A 20,426-nucleotide genomic window follows, 5' to 3' on the forward strand; every position below is an offset into this window, starting at 1 on the left:
CTGTATCCTAGCCATCGTTTACCGCGCGAAGATGCTCCCCTATATGGCGCGCGAGAGCGGGAGGAACGGCATTACCAATTTGCCGCGCAAGACCTTCCAGGCTACTAGAAACAAATCGATAATCTTTCGGGAATGTTTGTAGCGTTGCTCCTTCCCGTACTGAAATGGCCCTCGGTTCGTCAGGGTGGCCGAAGCGACCGTTGCTAAGACTGGTGAACCTTGTCGTTATAGTTGGTGCCGGCCGGCTCCATGACATGCGGCCGTATACATCTCTGAAGATCTTGTCGCGTCCGCGATAAGCATCGATTTGAAGGTTGGGGTCATCGGCCCACGAGCTGCGATCGCCGCCGTCTGGAGGCGTCATCTGAATGCGACGTAGGTTCTTCTCGGACAATCCAAGCGTCGTGTGCAAGAACTTCGTTTGGTCACGGTGCCCGGCAGCAATAGATGGAAAACCATTATGAAGCCCTAGAAAGTCGCGAACATTGAGACTTCCGCTCTCGCTGGGCGCGGGCAATGTCGTCACTGTCTTTACCCGGGACGCTATGAGCAAGTAGCGCATGCGATTCTGAGGCACGCCATAGTGGTTGGCATTTACTATGCCATCGGCAAAATTGTAGCCTTCGTCTGCTAGAAACGCGATAAAGTCACGCAAGATAGCGTTGTCTTTTCGACGGTACAGGCCCGGTACATTCTCTACTACGACAAAGCCCGGGCGGAAGGCCCGAAGGAACTTCTGGAACTGCTTCAAAAGAAAAGCCGTCCGAACCGAGCGGCTCCGATCCGTCCGGATTTTCGACCAAAATTGACATGGCGAGCAGCCACAAAAAACGAGATTTGGATCGTTGGGCTCGATGCCCAATCGCTTCCCCAGTTCCTTGGCCGATAGGCGGGTAATGTCTCGTCGAATGTATTTTGCGCCTGGAACGTTGGCCTCATATGTACGCTTGCAATCGACGGAGTTGTCGATTCCGCCTAGGACCCGAATTCCAGCCTGTGTAAGCCCCAGGGACATCCCCCCGGCGCCGCAGAAGAAATCTACGGCCCTTAGCTGCTGACCAACTGAAGTGATTTCGGTGAGGATCATAAATTATGAACACAAAGCAATCAGTTTAGAATCATTATCGCAAGCCAGTGAATGAAGTGCTAGCTGTTGATCCGCCATTTCGCGGCTCCTTTAGCTGCCGGGAACAACATGTATCGAGTTGTGGCATCCTTGCCACTAAAAAATTGAATGGATATGGATATAGATGCCTGTGACAGAAGCGGGTGAGATCAGCCTCCGAAGATCGGCTAACATGCGAGCTGTGAGGCGCGCGGACACAAAGCCAGAGATGGCGGTTCGTCGTGCCCTGCACGCTCTTGGTCATCGGTTTCGGCTTCAACGTCAGGATTTGCCGGGCCGACCAGACATTGTGCTACCTAGGTATGGCGTGGCAATATTCGTCCACGGATGCTTCTCGCATCGGCACGAAGGGTGTCCAAAAACCACTATGCCAAAGACCCGGAAGGATTTCTGGAGCGCGAAATTTGAGGCCAATATAACGAGGGACGCTCGGGCGCTTCACGCTCTCGAAGAGAGAGGTTGGCAAACTATCACGGTCTGGGAATGCCAGACCAAACATCCCCAAATTCTCTCACAACGATTAATCAGCGCAATCGAGGGTGTCCGGCGTCGAGTGAAGCCCCCCACTCACCCCCCAGCCAGTCTCGGCAGCAGAAACACCTCCGCCCCCTCCGGCAATTCCTTCCCCCAAGTATCGCGATAAATCACCCCATCGATCGAAACGGCAATGCCCTTGTCGATCCACGGCTCGATCCCCGGATACTGCTCAGCCAGTTTCCTGAACAGCTCCCTGATATCCCGGGCCTCGACCTCGACCTTGCTTTGCCCCCCGGCAAGCTGGCCGAGCGCGCCCCAAAGTGTCACCTGGACCATGGGGGACAATTCCCATACGGCAGTGGCGTGAGCCGAAAGCTGCTGCGCACCTTTCAGCCTCAGCCTTCCCGTTCCGCCTCGATGGCCGCGAGGATCCTCGGCGGCGACATCGGGATGTGGGTCATGCGCACGCCAGCGGCGTTGGACACCGCGTTGGCGATCGCCGCCAGCGGCGGCACGATCGAGGTTTCGCCGACGCCGCGCACGCCATAGGGGTGATTGGGGTTGGGGATTTCCAGGATCTGCGTGTCGATCATCGGCAGGTCGGAGCAGACCGGGATGCGGTAGTCGAGGAAGCCGGCGTTCTGCAGCCGTCCGTCCTTGCCGTAGATATACTCCTCGTTGAGCGCCCAGCCGATGCCTTGCGCGGCACCGCCCTGGTACTGGCCCTCGACATAGGTCGGGTGCACCGCCTTGCCGGCGTCCTGGATCACCGTGTAGCGGATCACCCTTGTCGCGCCGGTCTCGGGGTCGATCTCGATGTCGCAGATATGGGTGGCGAAGGAGACGCCGGCGCCGTCGGCGACCAGCTCGCTATGGCCGGCGATCGGCCCGCCGGTCTTGCCGGATTGGGCGGCGATCTCCTTGAGCGACAGCGGCGAGAGGTTGCCGTATTTGTCGCCCTTGGCGATCGCATGGCCCTTTTCCCAGACCACGTCGTCCACCGGGATGTCCCACATCTGCGCGGCGCGGTCGCGCAGGATTTTGATCGCGTTGCGGGCGGCCGAGATGGTCGCCATCGAGGACGAGAAGGTGCCGCGGCTGCCGTCGGTCATGTCGTTGTAGCCGAGGGAAGAAGTGTCGGCGACGATCGCCTTGAGCTGGGAATAGTCGATGCCGAGCTCCTCCGCCGCCACCAACGACAGCGACGCGCGCGAACCGCCGACGTCCACCGTGCCGACGGCCAGCGACACCGAGCCGTCCATGCCGATGTTCAGATCCACGCAGGTCTGGCCGCCGAAATTGAACCAGAAGCCGCAGGCCATGCCGCGCCCCTGGTTGGCCTTCAGCGGCGCCTTCATGTGCGGATGGTGCTTTGCCGCCTCCAGCGTCGGGCCGATACCGATCGGGCCATAGACCGGGCCGTAGGAGGAGCGGGTGCCTTCCTGCGCGGCGTTCTTGATGCGGAACTCGACCGGGTCGATGCCGAGCTCATCGGCGAGCTCGTCGACAGCGCTTTCCACCGCGAAGGCCGCCATCGGCGCCGAGGGCGCGCGATAGGCCGCGGTCTTCGGCCGGTTGACCAGCACCTCGTAGCCGACCGTCTTGACGTTATCGAGCTTGTAGCAGGCAAACGCCGTCATGGCGCCGATCTCGGCCCAGGTGCCGGCATAAGGGCCGCTGGTGTAGCGCAGCGTCGCCTCTGCGGCCGTGATCGTGCCGTCCTTGCGGGCGCCGATCTTGATGTCGATCGAGGTGGCGCTGGTCGGGCCCGAGGCACGGAACACCTCGTCGCGGGTCATCACCAGTTTCACCGGACGGCCGGCCTTGCGCGACAGCGCCAGCGCCACCGGCTCGGCCCAGACATGCGTCTTGCCACCAAAACCGCCGCCGATCTCCGACGAGGTGACGCGCAGCTTGGAAGCCTCCAGCCCGAGCAACTGGGCGCAATGCTGGCGGTAGACGAAATGGCCCTGCGTGCACACCCACAGTTCCGCCGTGCCGTCGAGATTGACGTTCGCCACGCAGGCATGCGGCTCGATATAGCCCTGATGCGTCTGCTCGGTTTTATACGAGCGCTCGATGATGTGGTCGGCGTGGCCGAAGCCGGCATGCACGTCGCCATGGCCGAACTGGCTGCGCTTGGTGACGTTGGAGGGCTTTGCCGGCTTCTGCTCGAGGCCTTCGGTATATACCGTGTCGTTGATCAGGGGGGCGTGGTGCTGCATCGCCTCGTCGACATCGGTGACATGCGGCAGCACCTCGTACTCGACCTCGATCAGCTTCAGCGCCTGGCGGGCGGTACGGGCATCGACGGCGGCGACCGCAGCCACCGCATGGCCGTCATAGAGCGCCTTGGTGCGCGCCATGCAATTGTCGAGGATGTCGTACATCCCGGCATCGCCGTCGGTGAGGTCGGGCAGGTCTTTCGCCGTGATCACCGCCTTCACGCCGTTGAGCTTTTCAGCCTTCGACGTGTCGATCTTCCTGATGATCGCATGGGCATGCGGGCTTCTGAGCACGCGGCCGACCAGCTGGCCGGCCATGTTGAAATCGGCGCCGTAGCGGGCGCGTCCCGTGACTTTGTCGACGCCGTCGGGGCGAATCGGCCTTGTGCCGACGGAGGCGAATTTGCGGCCTGAAAAGCGCGGATCGAAATTCATCTCAGGCTCCCTTCATCATGGTGGCCGCGTCCTGGACGGCGCGCACGATCTTGTCATAGCCGGTGCAGCGGCACAGGTTCCCGGCGAGCCCGAAGCGGATTTCCTCCTCGGTGGGCGAGGGGTTCTTTTCCAAGAGGTCCTTGGCCGCGATCAAAAAGCCCGGCGTGCAGATGCCGCATTGCAGCGCCGCATGCTCGAGAAACTTCTGCTGCAGCGGATGCAACTGCTCGCCATGCGCCATGCCTTCGATGGTCTCGATCTTGCGGCCCTCGGCTTCCGCGCCGAGCACCAGGCAGGAGCAGACCAGCCGGTTGTCGAGGATGACGCTGCAGGCGCCGCAGTCGCCGGTGCCGCAGCCCTCCTTGGCGCCGGTCAGGCCCAGGCGGTCGCGCAGCACGTCGAGCAGGGTCTCGTCGGGCTGGCAGAGATACTCCACCGTGTCGCCGTTGATCGTCGTTGAAACCGCTATGCCGGCCATCATTTGCCTCCCGCGCGCTTGTAAGCGGTAGCGGCGACGCGTTTCGCCAGCACACCCGCGACTTTTCGTCTGAATTCGATGGTACCGCGCTTGTCGTCGATCGGACGGCAGGCGCCGGCGCAGATCTTGGCCAGCCGCTCCAGCGTCGCTTCGTCGAGCCTGGAGCCGATCAGCACTTCTCCCGCTTCCTCGACCAGCAGCACGGTCGGTGCGGCGGCGCCCAACGCCACGCGGGCGGTCTTGATCGCGCCTTGCTCGTCCAGCGTCAGGTTGATGCCGGCGCTGACCACCGCAATGTCCATTTCGGTGCGCGGAATGAAGCGCAGATAGGCGTCGCCGGCATGCGCCGGCCGCTTGTCGAGCAGGATCGCCTCGACGATCTCGCCCTTGGCGAGCGAGGTGCGGCCGGGCGCCGTCGGCACAGCCTCCACCGCAATGGTGCGCTTGCCCGATGGCCCGGCGACGATCGCCCTGGCGCCGGCGGCCACCAAAGCCGGCACGCTGTCGGCGGCGGGCGAGGCGTTGCACAGATTGCCGGTTATCGTACAACGACCCTGCACCTGCTTGGAGCCGATCAGCTTGGCAGCCTCGACGACGCCCGGCCAGGCCTTCTTAAGCGCCGCGTTCTCGCCCAATACAGCGCAGGGCACGGCGGCGCCGATCCTGAAACCCTCGGCCGTCTCGGTGATGTCGCTGAAGCCGCCGATGCGCTTGATGTCGACGATCAGCTCCGGCTCGATGAAGCCGCCCTTCATGCGGACCAGAAGATCGCTGCCGCCGGCAAGGATCGCGGCTGGCCCAACCGCCTTGGCAAGCTCGCCAACGGCATCTTCGATTGAAAGCGGACGTATGTAACGCATCGTCTCCCCTTAGGTATCTGCAATGTCGCCGACCGTTATGAGGGGCCGGGTTATAGCGACCGTTATAAAGCCTCTGTTTATAATGGCCACCCGCTACGTGGCATGGCGCGATTGGGCCAGAGGCGGCAAAGAGCGGTCCAACCGCCGCCGGCATACGCCTGCCTTGAGGCTACCGGTCCCTTGGGGACGGACGATTATCGTTGGAAGCCATTCATCCCAACAGATTGCGCGCCGTACGCATGAAGATGCGCGCGCCGATCGGGATCAGGTCGTCGGGGAAATCATAGTCGGGATTGTGCAGCGATGGATATTTTTCGCCGGCGCCGAGGAAGAACATCGCCGACTTGGCGCTGTGGCCGAAAATGCCGAAATCCTCGGAAGCGCGCATCGGCAGCGCCGCCTCGCTGCGAGAAACGCCTTCCTCGTCGAGCGCCTGGTTGAGGTGCTCGACCGCGTCCGGCGCATTGACGCTGGCGACGAATATTTCGTGATAGTCGAAGGCGACCTTCAGGCCATGCTTCGTCGCGATTTCTTTCGCCAGCGCTTCGGCTGCGGCGACCTGTTCGGCCATCCGTTCGTCGCGGCGGGTGCGCAGCGTCGCCCAGACTTCCGCGTAGCCGGGCGCGATGCCGAACACGGCTTCGCCCATCGAGCAGTGGGTGACGGTAACCATGCCGAAATCGTCGTCGGCGAAGGTGCCGCGGCCGAGCGCGGGCAGCGCCGGCATCAGCTCGCTTATCGCCGGCATCGGCGAGACGCCGGTTTCCGGCATCGAGGAATGCGCGGTCTTGCCTTGCAGCCTGATGCGCATGCCGCGCGAGGCGCAGTTGACCACGCCGTCCTTCAGCCGCGCCTCGCCGAACGGCACGCCCGGCATATTGTGCAGCGAAAAGGCGAAGTCGGGCGCGATCTCCGAATAACGCGGATCGGCGACGACGCCGGCGGCACCGTTGCCGTCTCCTCCGCCGGCTGGAACATCAGCACCACGCGCCCGCGCGCCGGCCGCTCGCGTCCGAATTGGCGGCCGAGCGCCGCCAGGATCGCGGTGTGCCCGTCATGGCCGCACATATGCGACTTCCCCGGCACTTGCGAGGAATGCTCGACGCCCGAAAGCTCCTCGATCGGCAGCGCGTCGAGCTCCGAGCGGAACAGCACGGTCGGCCCTGCCTGGCCGCTGTCATAGACCGCCGCCACGCCATGGCCGCCGAGCCCCGTCAGCACCTTGTCCGGTCCGGTATCGGCGAGAAAGGCGACGACCTCCTTGGCCGTCTTCTCCTCCTCATTGGAAATCTCCGGCCGCCGGTGCAGCTTGCGCCGCCATTGCGTCAACTCGACAAGGTCTCGGTTGGTGAGGGTCATAGGCGGGACTCCAATTCGCTTGCCGATCACACAAACACGACAGGGTTTTTCTCGCGCCGTGCCATGCCGATCAATTCCGCTAGGCCATCGGCCTAGGGTTTTCCGGCCGTTGGCGCGCCACCAGCGGTAAAGCCAGGCCGAGGATGGCGAACACGAGCAGGCCTCCAAGCATCAGCCATTGGATCATCACGGACCGCTCATTGTGGCCGAGCACGCGGTAGAGGCTGTTGATCTCGACCATCTCCCGCTCGGATAGCCGCTTCTTCGGCAGGCCGCGGTCGATGTAGAAATATTTGGTCATCGCATTGAATTCGAGCTCGCTGCCGATGAACATCTCCTTGGGGTCGATGTCCGAGGAGACATTGCCCTGGTAGCTCAGTTCCTGCGTGGCGCGGATATCGACAGTGTTGAAGTCAGGTTTGATCGCCCCTTCGTGGAACCAGCCCGGCGAGAACACCGTCACCGGCCCCGAGCGGGCGAGATGCGTGATTGGCTGATTGACGATCGCGAGTATCTTTTGTTGCGCCTGCGCGGTTTCACCATCGAGCGCCTCGATATGCGGCAGCGTCCATAAAAAAGCGAACACAACCGCAACCGCAATGCCCGCCAGGCCGGCCAGGCTGAGCACAAAGCCGTTGCCGCGCGCTTTCTCCGGCGCGCGGACAGGCGTCGTCGCCGGCGCGCCGACAGGGCGCCCGCGTCGACCGAACGCGGCATTGGACGGGTCGGAAGCCTTCATCCGCCTATTCTGGGCGGCGCGGGCTAATGCACCATTAACAGGGCGGTCCGCCGGGCGCTTGTCACGCTACTGCGGCAGCCCCGCCAGCCGCTTCGCGCCGGTCACCTCATCGGCGATCTCCGGCGCCGGCCCCACGCCGACCCGATCGAGCAGGCTGCGGGGAAATGATACACAATCCTCCCAACGCCCGGGCGTTGCTGTTCTGGGCCGGTAGTCCAAATCAGCGCGGCAGTCCGGACCGCGCGGCCGAAAATAGTGGAGCTGGATTTGTCGGGATCGCCTACGCTCGCCCGTCCTTGGGCACGAACGGCGCAAGCCGCCGACCAGATCGCCAAGACGGAGCTTCCCATGACCCCGACCATCACCGCCTTCGAACGTTCGCCCGATCGCGGCAAGGGGCAGGCGCGCGACATGCGCGTCCGCTGGGCGCTGGAGGAGGTGCGCCAGCCCTACGATGTCCGGCTGCTTTCGTTCAGGCAGATGAAGGAACCGGCGCATCTGGCGCTCCAGCCTTTCGGGCAAATCCCGACCTATGAGGAGGACGACCTCGTCCTGTTCGAGACAGGTGCGATCGTCTTGCATATCGCCGAGCGACACCCCGGTCTGCTGCCGCAAGACATTAACGCCCGGGCACGCGCGATCAGCTGGATGTTCTGCGCGGTCAACACCATCGAGGCGCCGATCCTCGAACTGCAGGTCGCAAAATTCGCGGAGGCCAATGAGAGCCGGGCCGCGCAGCGCATGCCCCTGGTCAAGGACCGCATCCGCGACAGGCTCGGTCCGCTTTCCACGCGCCTCGGCGATGCCGAATGGCTCGACGGCGGCTTCAGCGCCGGAGACGTCATGATGGTGACGGTGCTGCGCAGGTTGAACGTGTCAGGCCTGCTGGAAGAATATCCGAACCTCGCCGCTTATGTGGCCCGCGGCGAGGCGCGGCCAGCGTTCAAACGCGCGTACGAGGCCCAATTCGCGGTGTTCAAAGCTACGGAAGACGAGTGAAGGGGGCCGGCTGTACAAATGCCGGCCACCCCCACCGTTAAAGCGAATTACCGCTTCAGCGCGATGCTGATGCCGCTGAGATCGGCGTTGACCTGCAGGCCGACCTGGCGGCCGGAGAGCTCGAGCTGCGCGCCCTTGTCATTGGTCATGACGATGACCTGCGCGCCTTTGCCGATCGTGCCGCCGCCGCCGGCCGCGCCATAAACACCGGTCACATCGCTGGCGCGACGGATATGGCGCACGGTGCCCTGGAAATAGGTCTTGGAAGCGCCGAAGGCGAGGCCGCCGGAGATGCCCCCGACCGAGATCGGATAGCGTTTGCCGTGGAAGGTCAGCGTGCCTTCGCCGCCGGAGCCGCCGATGAAGAAGGCCGCCTTGTAGACGGCGAAACGGATCGTGCCTGAATCGGCATGCGCGGCGCTGGCAAGGCTGACGCCCGCGGCGGCGATGGCTGCAACAGCGATGGAACGAAATCCGGACGAAAGGTTCATAATGGCAACTCCTCAAGATGGCCGCATGCCCGGTCGTCCAGGCAGGTCAGCGTAAACAGTTATGGCCCGTCATTGGTTCCAGGCAGGCGAACCAAATCCGGTCGCGGGACGACCGTGACGAGGCGAGTCGGATGGTGGACGCAAAATGCTGCTCACGACAAGAAGGTCTGCCGATCGTGCAAGGTCGCCGTGACGCGGCCGACCCTCGGGTATCTGCCTGGGGATTATCCTTTGGGGTCGGTTCGTGTTGAAGCCAAATTCTATTTTATCGCGGACCAGCCTTTCGGAATTTCATTCCTGTCTAAGTCTATAATATTAGTGGACTTTAATTGTCGGCCCCTCGATCAGGGCTGGCAATCGAGGCTGTGCCCTCTGTTCAAAAGGATTGAATGCCATGCGAAAACTCATTTCCGTTGCCCTTGTCGGGCTTGCCCTGGCGGCCTCCTCCGCCGCGGCGCTTGCCGCTGACAAGAAAGTCGTCATCGCCTACCAGACCGGCGCCAACCCTTATAATCTCGGCATCGCCAATGGCGATCTTGCCAAGAAGACCGGCTGGGACATCGAATTCCGCCGCTTCAATTCCGGCGCCGACATCTTTGCGGCAATCGCATCCGGCGACGTCCAGATCGGTGATGTCGGATCGAGCCCGTTCGCTGCGGCCGTCAGCAGGGGTATCGACGTCAAGGCGTTCTACATCTCGTCAGTCTCGCGTGACGGCGAAGCCCTGGTGGTGCGGCCCGAGATCAAGACGCCGGCCGACCTGCGCGGCAAGAAGCTCGCCGCCGCACCAGTCTCCACCGACCACTACCAGCTTCTCGCAGTCTTGAAGCAGGAAGGCATTTCCGAAAAGGAAACCCAGGTCATCGCAATTCCGCAGCCCGAGATCGTCGCTGCCTGGAAGCGCGGCGACATTGATGGGGCGTTCGTCTGGGATCCGGCACTCTCCGAACTCAAGAAGAACGGCAAGGTGCTGCTCACGGCCGGCCAGGTTGCCGATCGTGGCGCGCCGACCTTCAGCGCGCTGGTGGCGACCGGCGATTTCGCCAAGGCCAATCCCGACTTCCTGGGCCAGTATGTCCGGTTGATCGACGGCTACACCACGTCCTACCTGGGCAATCCGGCTGCCTGGGGACCGGATTCCGAGAACGCTAAGGCGATCGCCAAATTGCAGGGCGGCACGGCGGCCGAGAATTCGGAGCAGCTGAAGACCACGGTGGTTCCGCCGCTGGAGGAACAGGTTTCCGACAAATGGCTGGGCGGTGGCGACAAGAGCGCCGTTGCGAAAATCCTCAAGGACACCGCCGGCTTCCTGAAGGACCAGAAGAAGATCACCGCCATCAAGGACAGCTACGCCGTGGCCGCCGATCCGCAATATGCGGAGGCCGCCAAGGCGTCCAACTAGAAATCCTTGAACGACATTCGGTTCTGGCTGGCGGCAATCCCGCCGGCCAGACTGCTTGGAGGCCACCATGCTTCGAATTCGCGACGCCAGCGTCACCTTTCCAGCCTCGGACGGCCAGGAGGTACACGCGCTCGATCACGTCTCGCTCGACATCGCTCCGGATTCAATCGTCGTCGCCGTCGGTGCCTCCGGATGCGGCAAGTCGACCTTGCTAAACGCGATCGCCGGCTTCCTGCCGCTTAGCGAAGGCTCGATCACGCTCGACGGAAAGGAGATCGTCGCGCCGGGCGGCGATCGTGGCGTCGTGTTCCAGAAGGATACCTTGCTGCCCTGGGCCAATGTCCTGGACAATGTTGCTCTCGGGCTGAAATACCGGGGCGTGCCGCGTGGCGAGCGCCATGAGCGGTCGCGGCGTCTGCTGGAACTGGTAGGGCTCGCCGATTTCGCCGAAAAGCCGCCCTATGAACTCTCCGGCGGCATGCGCCAGCGCGTCGGTATCGCGCGGGCTCTGGCCACCGATCCGAAGATCCTGCTGATGGACGAACCGTTCGGCGCCCTCGACAGCCTGACGCGCGAGACGATGCAGCAGCTTTTGGCCTCGGTCTGGGCCAAGACCGGCAAGCAGATCCTGTTCATCACCCATTCCATCGAGGAGGCCCTGACGCTCGGCACGACCATCGTCGTGATGTCGCCCCGGCCGGGCCGCATCGTCGCCCGGTTCGACGTCGATTTCGTTCGGGAGTTTGCTGAGAGTGGCGACATCGGGCCGATCCAGTCCCATCCGCGTTTCATCGAACTGCGTCAGGAAATCCGCTCGCTCATCCATCAGCCGGAAGGCGCCCGCACAGGAACCTTGCAATGACGCTTGCCGCCAATTCGGGTACTTCATTTTCTTCGACAGCCAATCGCGCGACGTCCCGGCGGCGCCGGTCAGCATCGACAAGCACGCTCGCCATCAGCCTGGTCACGCTGGCTGCGCTGATCGCGTTGTGGTTCCTCGCCGCGCATTTCGAATGGGCATCGCCACTGTTCCTGCCGTCGCCGGCCGAGGTGCTGACCCAGTTCAGCGCCGTCTGGGTCGACGGTTATGCCAACGGCACGCTTCTCGAGCACACACTGGCCAGCCTTGGCCGCATCGCCGCGGCGCTCAGCGTTGGTGTCTTCCTGGGCATTCCGCTCGGCCTGCTGATGGGCCTCAATCGCTGGGTCAAGGGCATCTTCAGCGTGCCGATCGACCTCTACTGGGGCTTGCCGCCGCTGGCCTACCTGCCGCTGCTGATTATCTGGCTGGGTATCGGCGAGACCTCCAAGATCGTGCTCCTGTCGCTGTCGACCTTTGCCCCGATCTGCTTTGCCGCACAGGCCGGTGTCCGGTCGGTGCCCGTTGAACGGATCAATGCCGCGCTGTCGCTTGGCGCCAGCCGACTGCAACTGTTCACCAGCATCATCCTACCGTCCGCATTGCCGGAAATCATGACCGGCCTGAAGATTGCCATCGGCGCCGGATTGTCGACGCTGGTCGCGGCCGAGCTGATCGCGGCCCAGTCCGGCCTCGGCTACATGATCATGTCGGCCGCCAACTTCCTCGCCACCGACGTCGTCTTCGTTGGCCTCATCGTCATCGCCGTCCTTGCCTTCGCCTTCACCAGCGGCATGCGCTGGCTGGAGCACCGCCTCATCCCCTGGAAGGGCAAGATCTGACGCTTGCCCAATTCCGCAATCGCTGAAGGAACAAACCGATGTCAAGCAACCCGCTCGACCTCTACTGGTACCTGCCGACCCATGGCGACGGACCGTATCTCGGTACGGACGAACGGCACCGCCCGGCGACCTTCGGTTACCTTAAGGAGATCGCCCAGGCCGCCGACCGGCTTGGCTTCAAGGGCGTGCTCCTGCCGACCGGCACGCGGTGCGAGGACGCCTGGATCGTGGCGGCGGGGCTGATCCCGCTCACCGAACGGCTGAAATTCCTCGTGGCGCTGCGGCCGGGCAGCGGCACACCGGCGCTGTTCGCCCGTCATGCGGCCACGCTGGACCGCATTTCCGGCGGCCGTGTGCTGCTCAATGTCGTCACCGGAGCCGATCCGGCCGACCTCGCCGGCGACGGCAACAAGCTCAGCCATGACGAGCGCTATGCGCAGACCGACGAGTTCCTGACCATCTGGCGGCGCATCCTTTCAGGCCAGCCGGCGGATTTCGAGGGCAAGTACCTATCCGCGCACGGCATTGACATCTCCTTCCCGCCGGTTCAGCAGCCTCATCCACCGCTGTGGTTCGGAGGTTCTTCAGACGCCGGCATCGCGATCGCCGCCAAGCACGTCGACACCTATCTGAGCTGGGGCGAGCCGGTGGACCAGCTTGCCGAGAAGATCGGCCGCGTCAAGGTGGCCGCGGCGGCGCAAGGCCGCACGATGCGCTTCGGCCTGCGCATTCATCTGATCGTGCGCGAAACGGAGGACGAGGCGTGGGCCGCGGCCGACCGGCTGATCAGCCACGTCACCGACGACTTGATCGCCGAAGCCCAGAACGGATTTGTCCACATCTCGGAATCGGTTGGCCAAAAGCGCATGTCGGCACTGCATCAGGGTCGGCGCGACAGACTGGTTGTCGGTCCGAACCTGTGGGCGGGACCGGGGCTGGTGCGTGGCGGCGCGGGAACGGCCCTTGTTGGCAATCCCGACAATGTGGCAGCACGCATTCGAGAATATCAGGGGATCGGCATCGAAACGATCATCGCCTCCGCCTATCCACACCTGGAAGAGGCGTTCAACGTCGCCGAACTGCTTTTCCCGAAACTCGGACTGAGCGGTGAAGCCGCGCTGGCAGAGCGCAGCTGGGATGTGGAGTTCGGACGCGGTGTGTCCCCCAAGGTCGCTGCGTCCGCATCGTGAAGGCCTGGTGCGCCATAGGAAAGGGACGGCACCTCCATCAACGGCTCACGACAAGAAGGTTTGCCTCTCACGCAATGTCGCCGTGATTGCGGCAATGCCTTCCTCGATCTCGCCTTTGCTGGCCAGGATCTTGTCGCTGGCGGCACCCTCGACGATCGAGCGCAAAAGCTCCGCCTGCCCGACGAGCACCGCGTCCTTCTCGGCAAGTGCTGCAAGCGTGTTGCCCTCCTGCCGGTAGCGTTGGGTCATGCGGTCGTTCTCCGGCACCGGCTGGTGGCGGATCAGCCCTTCGAGCCTGCCGATCTCGCCGCCCAGCCGCTCGAGCGCCTGGGCGTTGGCGACGATTGCCGCGTCGGGGAACGGGTTGGCGCGGGTGGGCGCCTGGATGTTCTCGCGCCGGTAGCGGCTCTCGGCCGCGTCGATGCCCGCTCGCGCCCGCCCGAGCAGCGTGCACGCCATCTGGCGCACGCGCTGATCGTCGGCGCGGAACTGGTTCTCCAGGCGGTAGAAATTGTAGCCGTAGCCGTAGAAAAGGTTGATGCCGACCTTGGCGAGCGGTCCGGCATCGTAGAAGCGGCTCATCTGGTCGCCCCCACTTCGTCGCCGAGCGGATAGAAGCCCGTCGGCTGGCCGCCGATCTGGAACGGCACGCCGGCCGCCGCGTTGGGCGCGGAAACCAAGCCTTTGTCGGCCATGCGCAACGCCAGGTAATAGCGCACCGCCTCGATCGGGCTGAGGCCGATCGCCTGCAGCGAGATCAGCTCGCGCATGCGTTCGTCGCGCGGCGTGATCAGCACTTTGAGGTCGTTGAGCATGATGCCGTAGACCGCGAGGAAATCGGTGAGATGCACCTTCACGGCCTCGCGCACATCGCTGATGCGCTCGTTGATGTGCTCCATCTTGGTGACCTGGATGATCTGGTTGATCGCCTGCTCGATGGCCGGCCCGGCATAGTCGGCGATCTCCTTGGTATCGATCACCGCGCCGGCGAACGGCATGTGGGTGATGAGATCGAGCGCCTCTTCCTTGCTGTCGATGTGGATATAATAGTCCACGACATAGGACATCTCGGCCATCTCGGCGCTGGTGGCGATGCCCTCGTTGCGCACCAGAAGCTTGGAGCGGTTGATGTAGATGACTTCGTAGACCCAGGGCGACGAACCGCCGAAGAACCCTTGCACCACCGATCCGATCAACGGCTTGTCGGGCGTCTGCAGCGCATACTGGCCGGTCTCGTAGACATTGAGCACCGCGCCGCGCGATTTCAGGATGCAGAAATGGTTGCTTTCCACGGTCAGCAGCGAGCCTGAAACGATGCTTTCGTCGACGATCTTCATCGCCACCGTCCTGGTGCCGAGCGCGTCGGTGCCGTCGCGCTGCAGCGACGTGATGACCTGCCTGGTGATAGCCATTTTGAATTCCCCTCCGTTGTATCCAAAACCCGTGGATTGCGCTTAGCGCGGTGAACAGAGGCCTTTGCCCCTGAAGGATTGCTCGAGCCGCGCGGTGCGGTCGGTGCGCTGCCGGTAGCCTGCATCGCTGTCGAGCAGATATTTGACCCGCTTCTTGTCGCGCGCCTTGGACGCCGATCTCGTCGATGAAACTGCTTTCACGATCGGCGCGATCGCCTCGGGGTATGCGCGGCTGGAGCCAGTTCTGGACTCGCGTATGACCCGTTCGACGGCCTGTTCGATCAGCTCTGGGCTTTTCCCGCCAAACAGGGTCGAGACCACCCCGGCGACATCGGTGGCGATGTCTTCGACATCATCGTCGTCATCGTCGTTGGATGCGGCCCGCGGCGACCCAGGCCGGTCGACATTCGGTCGAATGTCGTTCTTCGGGCGTAGGCGCCTGCTCCAACGCCAGGCTATGAATGCGAGGGCAAGTATAAATATGAGATGCGACATGGAAACCTGATCAAATCGGAATATAAGGCAAAAGATAAAAACCCGAACCCACGAAGTGGCCCGTGTTGATTGCCGGATTCAAGATGTTGAGATCGCCGTCACTCGCTCCGGAGCGTCAATGTGCCGCCCTGAAGCATCCCCTCCCGCAATTCGTCAATAACAATTCTTCCCGGACGATGCTGTCCGAGAGCTATGGATGAGCAATGTTGCATCATTCATAAGCGAATTCTTAAACGGCGGCCATACACATTATCGAGAGGTGTTCGCCTGACATCGGGCCGCGCGTTGCCCCCGATCGCGGAAATCCGCCGTAAAGCGCTGAAATCCTTAACACGATTTTCATCCCGCTCGCCTAACCACTATGGCATGGCGAGACACTATGAGCGGCAGGTCGCTGGCCCCGATCCTCGGGAGCAAAGCGAAACCGTGGCCGCCGGAATTTCAAGGGATCAACTCGCTGATCTGCGCAAGGGCATCTTTATCTCGATGCCCATCGGCACGGTGCTCTCGGCACTGATCCTGGCCGTGCAACTGCTTTCGGGCGGCGGCCTTGCCGCGGTGCCGTGGTTCGCCGCGATCAGCGCGATCAATATCATGCGCGTGGCGCTGGCCGCGACCCAACCGGACACCGCCGACATGAGCCCGCGAGCCGTCGGCGCCCGGCTTTCGCTTTATGGCCTGCTGGCGCTGGCGTCGGGCGTTGCCTGGTCTTTCCTGGCCATGCTGTCGGACGGCTACACCACGCTTGAGGCGCCGCTTTATCTGATCGTGCTTGCCGGCATATCGGCCGGTTCGGTGACCTACAGCCCGTCCTACGCGCGGGCTTCGATCAACTTCACCGTGCTGCCGCTTTTGATCGCCGCCGGATGCCTGGCTGCGAAAGGCGGTCTCGAAAACTATGTGCTCGCCTTCACGGTCGCGCTTTTCCTCGGCGGCATGATCAGAAGCGCGCTTATCGGACAGGACCGTTTTCGCGAGACCAGCCGTCTCAAATACGAGGCGCGGGAGTTCGCCGCCGAGATGGAGCGCAATTCCAGGCGCGATCCGCTGACCAACCTGCTCAACCGGCATGGGCTCGATCAGGCGATTGGCCGGCTCGGACTTGCCGACGGCCCGTTCGTGGCCATGCTGATCGACCTCGACGGCTTCAAATCGGTCAACGACACCTATGGCCACAACATCGGCGACGACCTGCTGGTCAAGGTTGCGCGCCGGATCGAGGACCATGCCCCGCAAGGCGCGACGATCGCGCGCATCGGCGGCGACGAGTTCGTCCTGCTTTTCCCGACCGGCGGGTTCCTGCAATCGACCAGCGCGCTTGCCTCCGCGATCATCGCCGCCATTGCCAGCCCGGATCCGGCGTTGAAATCGGTGCGTGTCGGCGCGTCGATCGGCATCTATGTGTCGGAGAAACCGCGCTTGACCGAGATGCTGCTGCGGGCCGATTTCGCGCTCTACGCGGCCAAGCGCAGCGGCAGGAACGAATATTGTCTGTTCGATGCCGAGCTCGACCAGGCGCTCGAACGCAAGCAGTGCATCGAGCGCGACCTGCGCGGCGCCATCGAGGCCGGCGCGCTCTGCTCCTGGTTCCAGCCCGTCGTGCGGCTGGACAGCAATGCGGTGGTCGGCTTCGAAGCGCTGCTGCGCTGGCAGCATGGCGTCCATGGGTCGATTTCCCCACCCGAGATCGTCACCGCTGCACGCGAGACCGGCCTGCTGTCCTTGCTCACCGAGACAGTGTTCCTCAATTGCTGCTCGATGATCACGGAACTGGTGAAGAACGGGCGTCAGGATATCCGGGTGGCGATGAACCTGTCGCCGCGCGAGCTCGAAGCAGGCAATGTCGACGACATGATCCTGGACGGGCTGAAGGCGAGGGGCGTGCCCGCCGCCATGCTCGAGATAGAGATCACGGAAGAAGCGCCGGTCGACCGCGACCGGGTCGACGAAAAGGTCGGCCGCCTGGCCGACGCCGACATTTCGATCGTGCTCGACGATTTCGGCACCGGCTTTTCGACGCTGGTGTCGCTGAAGGACAGCCGCATCCGCAAGATCAAGATCGACAAGGATTTCGTCCGCGACCTGGCGAAGTCGGTCGAGGACCAGGCGCTCGTCGAGGCGGTCATCGGCCTTGGCCGCACGCTCGGCATCGAGGTGATGGCCGAAGGCGTCGAGACCGACGCCGACCGCATGATCCTGCGCTCGCTGGGCTGCATGATCGCACAGGGCTTTCTCTTCTCGGCGGCACTCCCGATGCGTGAAGCGCTGGCTTTCGAAGCGGCTGGCGGCAGCGCCGCCGACGCCTTCTTCGAGCCGCTGCCCAGCCCCCGCAGTGGCAGCGCCGCCTGACTGGCGGCGCGATCGAACAAGCCACCGTCAGGAAATGCTATTTCAGCGGCAGGAACAGTTCCGCGACCACGTCGTGGAGCGGGCGCCCAGGGAGAGCCGTCGCTAGCAATAAATCGGGAAGTCGCGCGCTTCCTCGCCGCTGGCCGGAAGCCGGTCGCGATTAAGGTAGAGCGCGGGAGTTCCCAGATTGTGGGATGCGCCGTTGACGCGCAGCGCCGCGCAGCGCCCGCCGGGGATTACGCCCGCGTGATCGACCGATCTTGCGGTTTGAGATGCATCGACAGGTACCAGCCGCAACAGGACCGAACCGGATGGCGGCTTTACGTCTCATGGTTGGATGAGCCGCCTCCATGAAACTTTTTGACCTGCTGGCCGTTGTCGCGCGATGCCCCCGGCCAAGCCCAAACCCAAACCGGCCGATAGCGCCACGCCGCGCGGTGCAAATAAGCCGCGCCCGAAGGCGCGTCATCAGAAACCGCGCCAGGTGAAGCAGCCTGGCGCCGCGAAGCCGCGCCGGCTGGCACGAGACGAAGCGCCAGAAGAAAAGGCGCAGGACAACAACGCGCCAAACAGCAAGGCGCAACGTAAGAGCGCGCACCCGCCGTCCGAAAACAAGCTTGAGGGGCAGCCATCAACTCTCGAAGCCGCCTCGGAAGTCGTCGGCCAGGCAGCGCCGCCGCCGCCGGAGTCCATCGAGCCCGATCCCGAGTTGACCCCCGAAGAGGCCGAGCGGGCGCGCAAGAAGTATCTGCTCAGGCGTTTCTGGATCAGCGGTCGCGGCTACTGGGGCTTGCATGGCGACAAACTCGCCTGGCCGCTGACGATCGGGCTGCTGGTCATGATCGTCACCAATGTCGGCTTCCAATACGGCATCAACCGCTGGAATCGCGCCATCTTCGACGCCATCGAACAGCGCGACGCCCACACAGTCTACTGGCTGAGCGCCGTCTTCCTGCCGCTGGTCGCCGGCAGCATCAGCCTTGTGGTCGCGCAGGTCTATATGCGCATGACCATGCAGCGGCGCTGGCGCTCCTGGGTCACCACCTCGGTCATCGCGCGCTGGCTCGACCATGGCCGCTACTACCAACTCAACCTTGTCAAGGGCGACCACGCAAACCCGGAAGCTCGCCTGACGGAGGATTTGCGTATCGCCACCGAGTCGCCGGTCGATTTCGTCGCCGGCGTCCTCAACGCCTTCCTCGCGGCCTCGACCTTCATCGTGGTGCTGTGGACCATCGGCGGGGCGCTGAGCATCACGCTGGGCGGCCGGGCAATCACCATTCCCGGCTTTCTGGTCGTCACCGCGGTGATCTACGCCGCGATCACCTCGACCTCGATGTTCTTTATCGGCCGCCATTTCGTCCGCCTCTCGGAGGACAAGAACCAGGCGGAAGCCGAGTTCCGCTACGTGCTGACGCGTGTGCGTGAAAATGGCGAGAGCATCGCGCTGCTCGGCGGCGAGGAGGAGGAGAACGCCGGCATCGACCGCACCTTTTCCGGCGTGTTGAAGCGTTGGGCGAGCCTCACCGGCCAGCACATGCGTACCGCGCTGGTCTCACAGGGCTCCAGCCTGTTCGCGCCTGTCGTACCGGTGCTTTTGTGCGCGCCGAAATTCCTCGATGGCTCGATGTCGCTCGGCCAGGTCATGCAGGCCGCGTCCGCCTTCGCCATCGTGCAGGGCGCCTTCGGCTGGCTGGTCGACAATTATCCGCGGCTCGCCGACTGGAATGCGTCGGCCCATCGTATCGCCTCGCTGATGATGTCGCTCGACGGGCTGGAGCGCGCCGAGCAATCGCAAGAGCTCGGCCGTATCAAGCATGGCGAGACCAAAGGCAGCGCGATGCTTGTTCTCGACGATCTGTCCGTCACCCTCGACGACGGCACTTCCGTGGTCAAGGAAACCGAGGTGGTGATCGAACCCGGGGAGCGCGTGCTGGTCTCGGGCGAATCCGGCTCCGGCAAGTCGACGCTTGTCCGCGCCATTGCGGGTCTGTGGCCATGGGGCAGCGGCAGCGTCGATTTCCATCCCGACAGGCGGCTCTTCATGCTGCCGCAGCGCCCCTACATCCCGTCCGGCACGCTGCGCCGCGCCACAGCCTATCCCGCCGCCGCCGACAAGTGGAAGAAGGCCGACATCAAGGCGGCGCTGGACAAGGTTGGCCTTGGCCACCTGAAGGACCAGTTGGAGAAGGCAGCCCCCTGGGACCAGACGCTGTCGGGCGGCGAAAAGCAGCGCCTGGCCTTCGCGCGCCTGCTGCTGCACGCTCCCGACATCGTCGTGCTCGACGAGGCGACCTCGGCGCTGGACGAGAAGAGCCAGGACCAGATGATGCAGACGGTGATCCGCGAACTGCCCAACGTCACCATCGTCAGCGTCGCGCACCGCGCCGAGCTCGAAGCCTTCCACACCCGCAAGATCACGCTGGAGCGGCAAAAGGGCGGCGCCAGGCTGGTCAGCGACGTCGACCTCATACCGGGCAAGAAGAAGCGCGGCCTGTTGCAGCGCGCGCTATGGGGCAGTGGCTCCCGCCCGGAGGCGCCGCGCGGGAAATAGCCGAAAGGCCATTCGCCACCCGGCGATCGGGAGGGGCAGGGAGACTCCGCCGGCGCCGGTCTCGGCAGGATTACCGAAGTTTCGACCATGACCGTCAAGAGCGACTGGCGCGGCAGCGTTCCCTTTTGGGGAAG

18 protein-coding genes and 2 pseudogenes are annotated in these 20,426 nt (G+C 63.6%); 8 read left to right on the top strand and 12 right to left on the bottom strand.

Translation table 11 applies throughout. The features are described 5' to 3' along the window. Positions 1 to 7 precede the first annotated feature (7 nt). A complete protein-coding gene (locus tag AB6802_RS08145) occupies positions 8 to 1,087 on the bottom strand; it encodes a DNA cytosine methyltransferase (RefSeq protein WP_371009541.1) in 1,080 nt (359 codons plus the stop codon). Between the two features lie 163 nt (positions 1,088 to 1,250). Between AB6802_RS08145 and AB6802_RS08150 the strand changes: the two genes are divergently transcribed. After that, positions 1,251 to 1,769: a very short patch repair endonuclease gene (locus AB6802_RS08150; RefSeq protein ID WP_371009542.1), complete on the top strand. Its 519-nt coding sequence runs from the start codon at positions 1,251 to 1,253 to the stop codon at positions 1,767 to 1,769. Here AB6802_RS08150 and AB6802_RS08155 read toward each other — a convergent pair. The 6 genes and pseudogenes from AB6802_RS08155 to AB6802_RS08180 form a co-directional block, all read right to left on the bottom strand. Continuing rightward, positions 1,694 to 1,939 (bottom strand): MoaD/ThiS family protein, encoded by a 246-nt coding sequence (locus tag AB6802_RS08155; RefSeq protein ID WP_371009543.1) that lies wholly within the window; start codon positions 1,937 to 1,939, stop codon positions 1,694 to 1,696. The genes AB6802_RS08150 and AB6802_RS08155 overlap by 76 nt on opposite strands. A gap of 59 nt (positions 1,940 to 1,998) precedes the next feature. Continuing rightward, positions 1,999 to 4,263 carry a xanthine dehydrogenase family protein molybdopterin-binding subunit gene (locus AB6802_RS08160; protein WP_371009544.1) on the bottom strand — a complete coding sequence of 755 codons (2,265 nt, stop codon included), beginning with the start codon at positions 4,261 to 4,263 and terminating at the stop codon, positions 1,999 to 2,001. A 1-nt stretch (position 4,264) separates the two neighbouring features. Beyond that, positions 4,265 to 4,741 (bottom strand): (2Fe-2S)-binding protein, encoded by a 477-nt coding sequence (locus AB6802_RS08165; RefSeq protein ID WP_371009545.1) that lies wholly within the window; start codon positions 4,739 to 4,741, stop codon positions 4,265 to 4,267. Beyond that, the gene (locus AB6802_RS08170; protein WP_371009546.1) at positions 4,741 to 5,601 is read right to left on the bottom strand and encodes a xanthine dehydrogenase family protein subunit M; all 861 of its coding nucleotides are present in this window, start codon (positions 5,599 to 5,601) and stop codon (positions 4,741 to 4,743) included. The genes AB6802_RS08165 and AB6802_RS08170 overlap by 1 nt, the downstream gene beginning before the upstream one ends. 211 nt (positions 5,602 to 5,812) lie before the next feature. Then, a pseudogene (locus tag AB6802_RS08175) lies at positions 5,813 to 6,960 on the bottom strand (amidohydrolase). A 79-nt stretch (positions 6,961 to 7,039) separates the two neighbouring features. Beyond that, positions 7,040 to 7,699, bottom strand: a complete 660-nt coding sequence (locus AB6802_RS08180) for a hypothetical protein (RefSeq protein ID WP_371009547.1) — start codon at positions 7,697 to 7,699, stop codon at positions 7,040 to 7,042. Between the two features lie 348 nt (positions 7,700 to 8,047). On the opposite strand from AB6802_RS08180, the gene AB6802_RS08185 reads away from it, so the two are divergent. Continuing rightward, on the top strand, positions 8,048 to 8,698 hold the full coding sequence (locus AB6802_RS08185; RefSeq protein ID WP_371009548.1) for a glutathione S-transferase family protein: 651 nt from the start codon (positions 8,048 to 8,050) through the stop codon (positions 8,696 to 8,698). A gap of 47 nt (positions 8,699 to 8,745) precedes the next feature. On the opposite strand, the gene AB6802_RS08190 is transcribed toward AB6802_RS08185, so the two are convergent. Continuing rightward, positions 8,746 to 9,189, bottom strand: coding sequence for a hypothetical protein (locus AB6802_RS08190; RefSeq protein WP_371009549.1), 444 nt, complete (start codon positions 9,187 to 9,189; stop codon positions 8,746 to 8,748). Positions 9,190 to 9,583: 394 nt separating this feature from the next. Between AB6802_RS08190 and tauA the strand changes: the two genes are divergently transcribed. The 4 genes from tauA (at position 9,584) to ssuD (ending at position 13,482) form a co-directional block, all read left to right on the top strand. Continuing rightward, positions 9,584 to 10,591: a taurine ABC transporter substrate-binding protein gene (gene tauA, locus AB6802_RS08195; RefSeq protein ID WP_371009551.1), complete on the top strand. Its 1,008-nt coding sequence runs from the start codon at positions 9,584 to 9,586 to the stop codon at positions 10,589 to 10,591. 67 nt (positions 10,592 to 10,658) lie between these two features. Next, positions 10,659 to 11,453: a taurine ABC transporter ATP-binding protein gene (locus tag AB6802_RS08200; RefSeq protein ID WP_371009552.1), complete on the top strand. Its 795-nt coding sequence runs from the start codon at positions 10,659 to 10,661 to the stop codon at positions 11,451 to 11,453. Then, positions 11,450 to 12,292 carry an ABC transporter permease subunit gene (locus AB6802_RS08205; protein ID WP_371009553.1) on the top strand — a complete coding sequence of 281 codons (843 nt, stop codon included), beginning with the start codon at positions 11,450 to 11,452 and terminating at the stop codon, positions 12,290 to 12,292. The genes AB6802_RS08200 and AB6802_RS08205 overlap by 4 nt, the downstream gene beginning before the upstream one ends. 38 nt (positions 12,293 to 12,330) lie before the next feature. Beyond that, the gene (ssuD, locus tag AB6802_RS08210; protein WP_371009554.1) at positions 12,331 to 13,482 is read left to right on the top strand and encodes an FMNH2-dependent alkanesulfonate monooxygenase; all 1,152 of its coding nucleotides are present in this window, start codon (positions 12,331 to 12,333) and stop codon (positions 13,480 to 13,482) included. Between the two features lie 45 nt (positions 13,483 to 13,527). Here ssuD and AB6802_RS08215 read toward each other — a convergent pair whose 3' ends face one another. Genes AB6802_RS08215 through AB6802_RS08225 form a run of 3 tightly spaced genes read right to left on the bottom strand, consistent with a single transcriptional unit; the run spans position 13,528 to position 15,215 of the window. Further along, positions 13,528 to 14,064, bottom strand: a complete 537-nt coding sequence (locus AB6802_RS08215) for a hypothetical protein (protein WP_371009555.1) — start codon at positions 14,062 to 14,064, stop codon at positions 13,528 to 13,530. Beyond that, positions 14,061 to 14,894: an SPFH domain-containing protein gene (locus tag AB6802_RS08220; protein WP_371009556.1), complete on the bottom strand. Its 834-nt coding sequence runs from the start codon at positions 14,892 to 14,894 to the stop codon at positions 14,061 to 14,063. Before AB6802_RS08220 ends, AB6802_RS08215 begins: the two co-directional genes overlap by 4 nt. Positions 14,895 to 14,936: 42 nt before the next feature. Next, positions 14,937 to 15,215: a hypothetical protein gene (locus AB6802_RS08225; RefSeq protein ID WP_371009557.1), complete on the bottom strand. Its 279-nt coding sequence runs from the start codon at positions 15,213 to 15,215 to the stop codon at positions 14,937 to 14,939. Positions 15,216 to 15,875: 660 nt separating this feature from the next. Between AB6802_RS08225 and AB6802_RS08230 the strand changes: the two genes are divergently transcribed. Further along, the gene (locus AB6802_RS08230; RefSeq protein ID WP_371009558.1) at positions 15,876 to 17,738 is read left to right on the top strand and encodes a putative bifunctional diguanylate cyclase/phosphodiesterase; all 1,863 of its coding nucleotides are present in this window, start codon (positions 15,876 to 15,878) and stop codon (positions 17,736 to 17,738) included. Between the two features lie 37 nt (positions 17,739 to 17,775). Here AB6802_RS08230 and AB6802_RS08235 read toward each other — a convergent pair. Beyond that, positions 17,776 to 17,984: pseudogene (locus AB6802_RS08235) on the bottom strand (GyrI-like domain-containing protein); the annotation flags it as partial. A gap of 139 nt (positions 17,985 to 18,123) precedes the next feature. On the opposite strand from AB6802_RS08235, the gene AB6802_RS08240 reads away from it, so the two are divergent. After that, a complete protein-coding gene (locus AB6802_RS08240) occupies positions 18,124 to 20,292 on the top strand; it encodes an ATP-binding cassette domain-containing protein (protein ID WP_371009559.1) in 2,169 nt (722 codons plus the stop codon). Positions 20,293 to 20,426 lie beyond the last annotated feature (134 nt).

The organism is Mesorhizobium sp. RCC_202 (assembly GCF_041355295.1).
GTDB lineage: Bacteria > Pseudomonadota > Alphaproteobacteria > Rhizobiales > Rhizobiaceae > Mesorhizobium.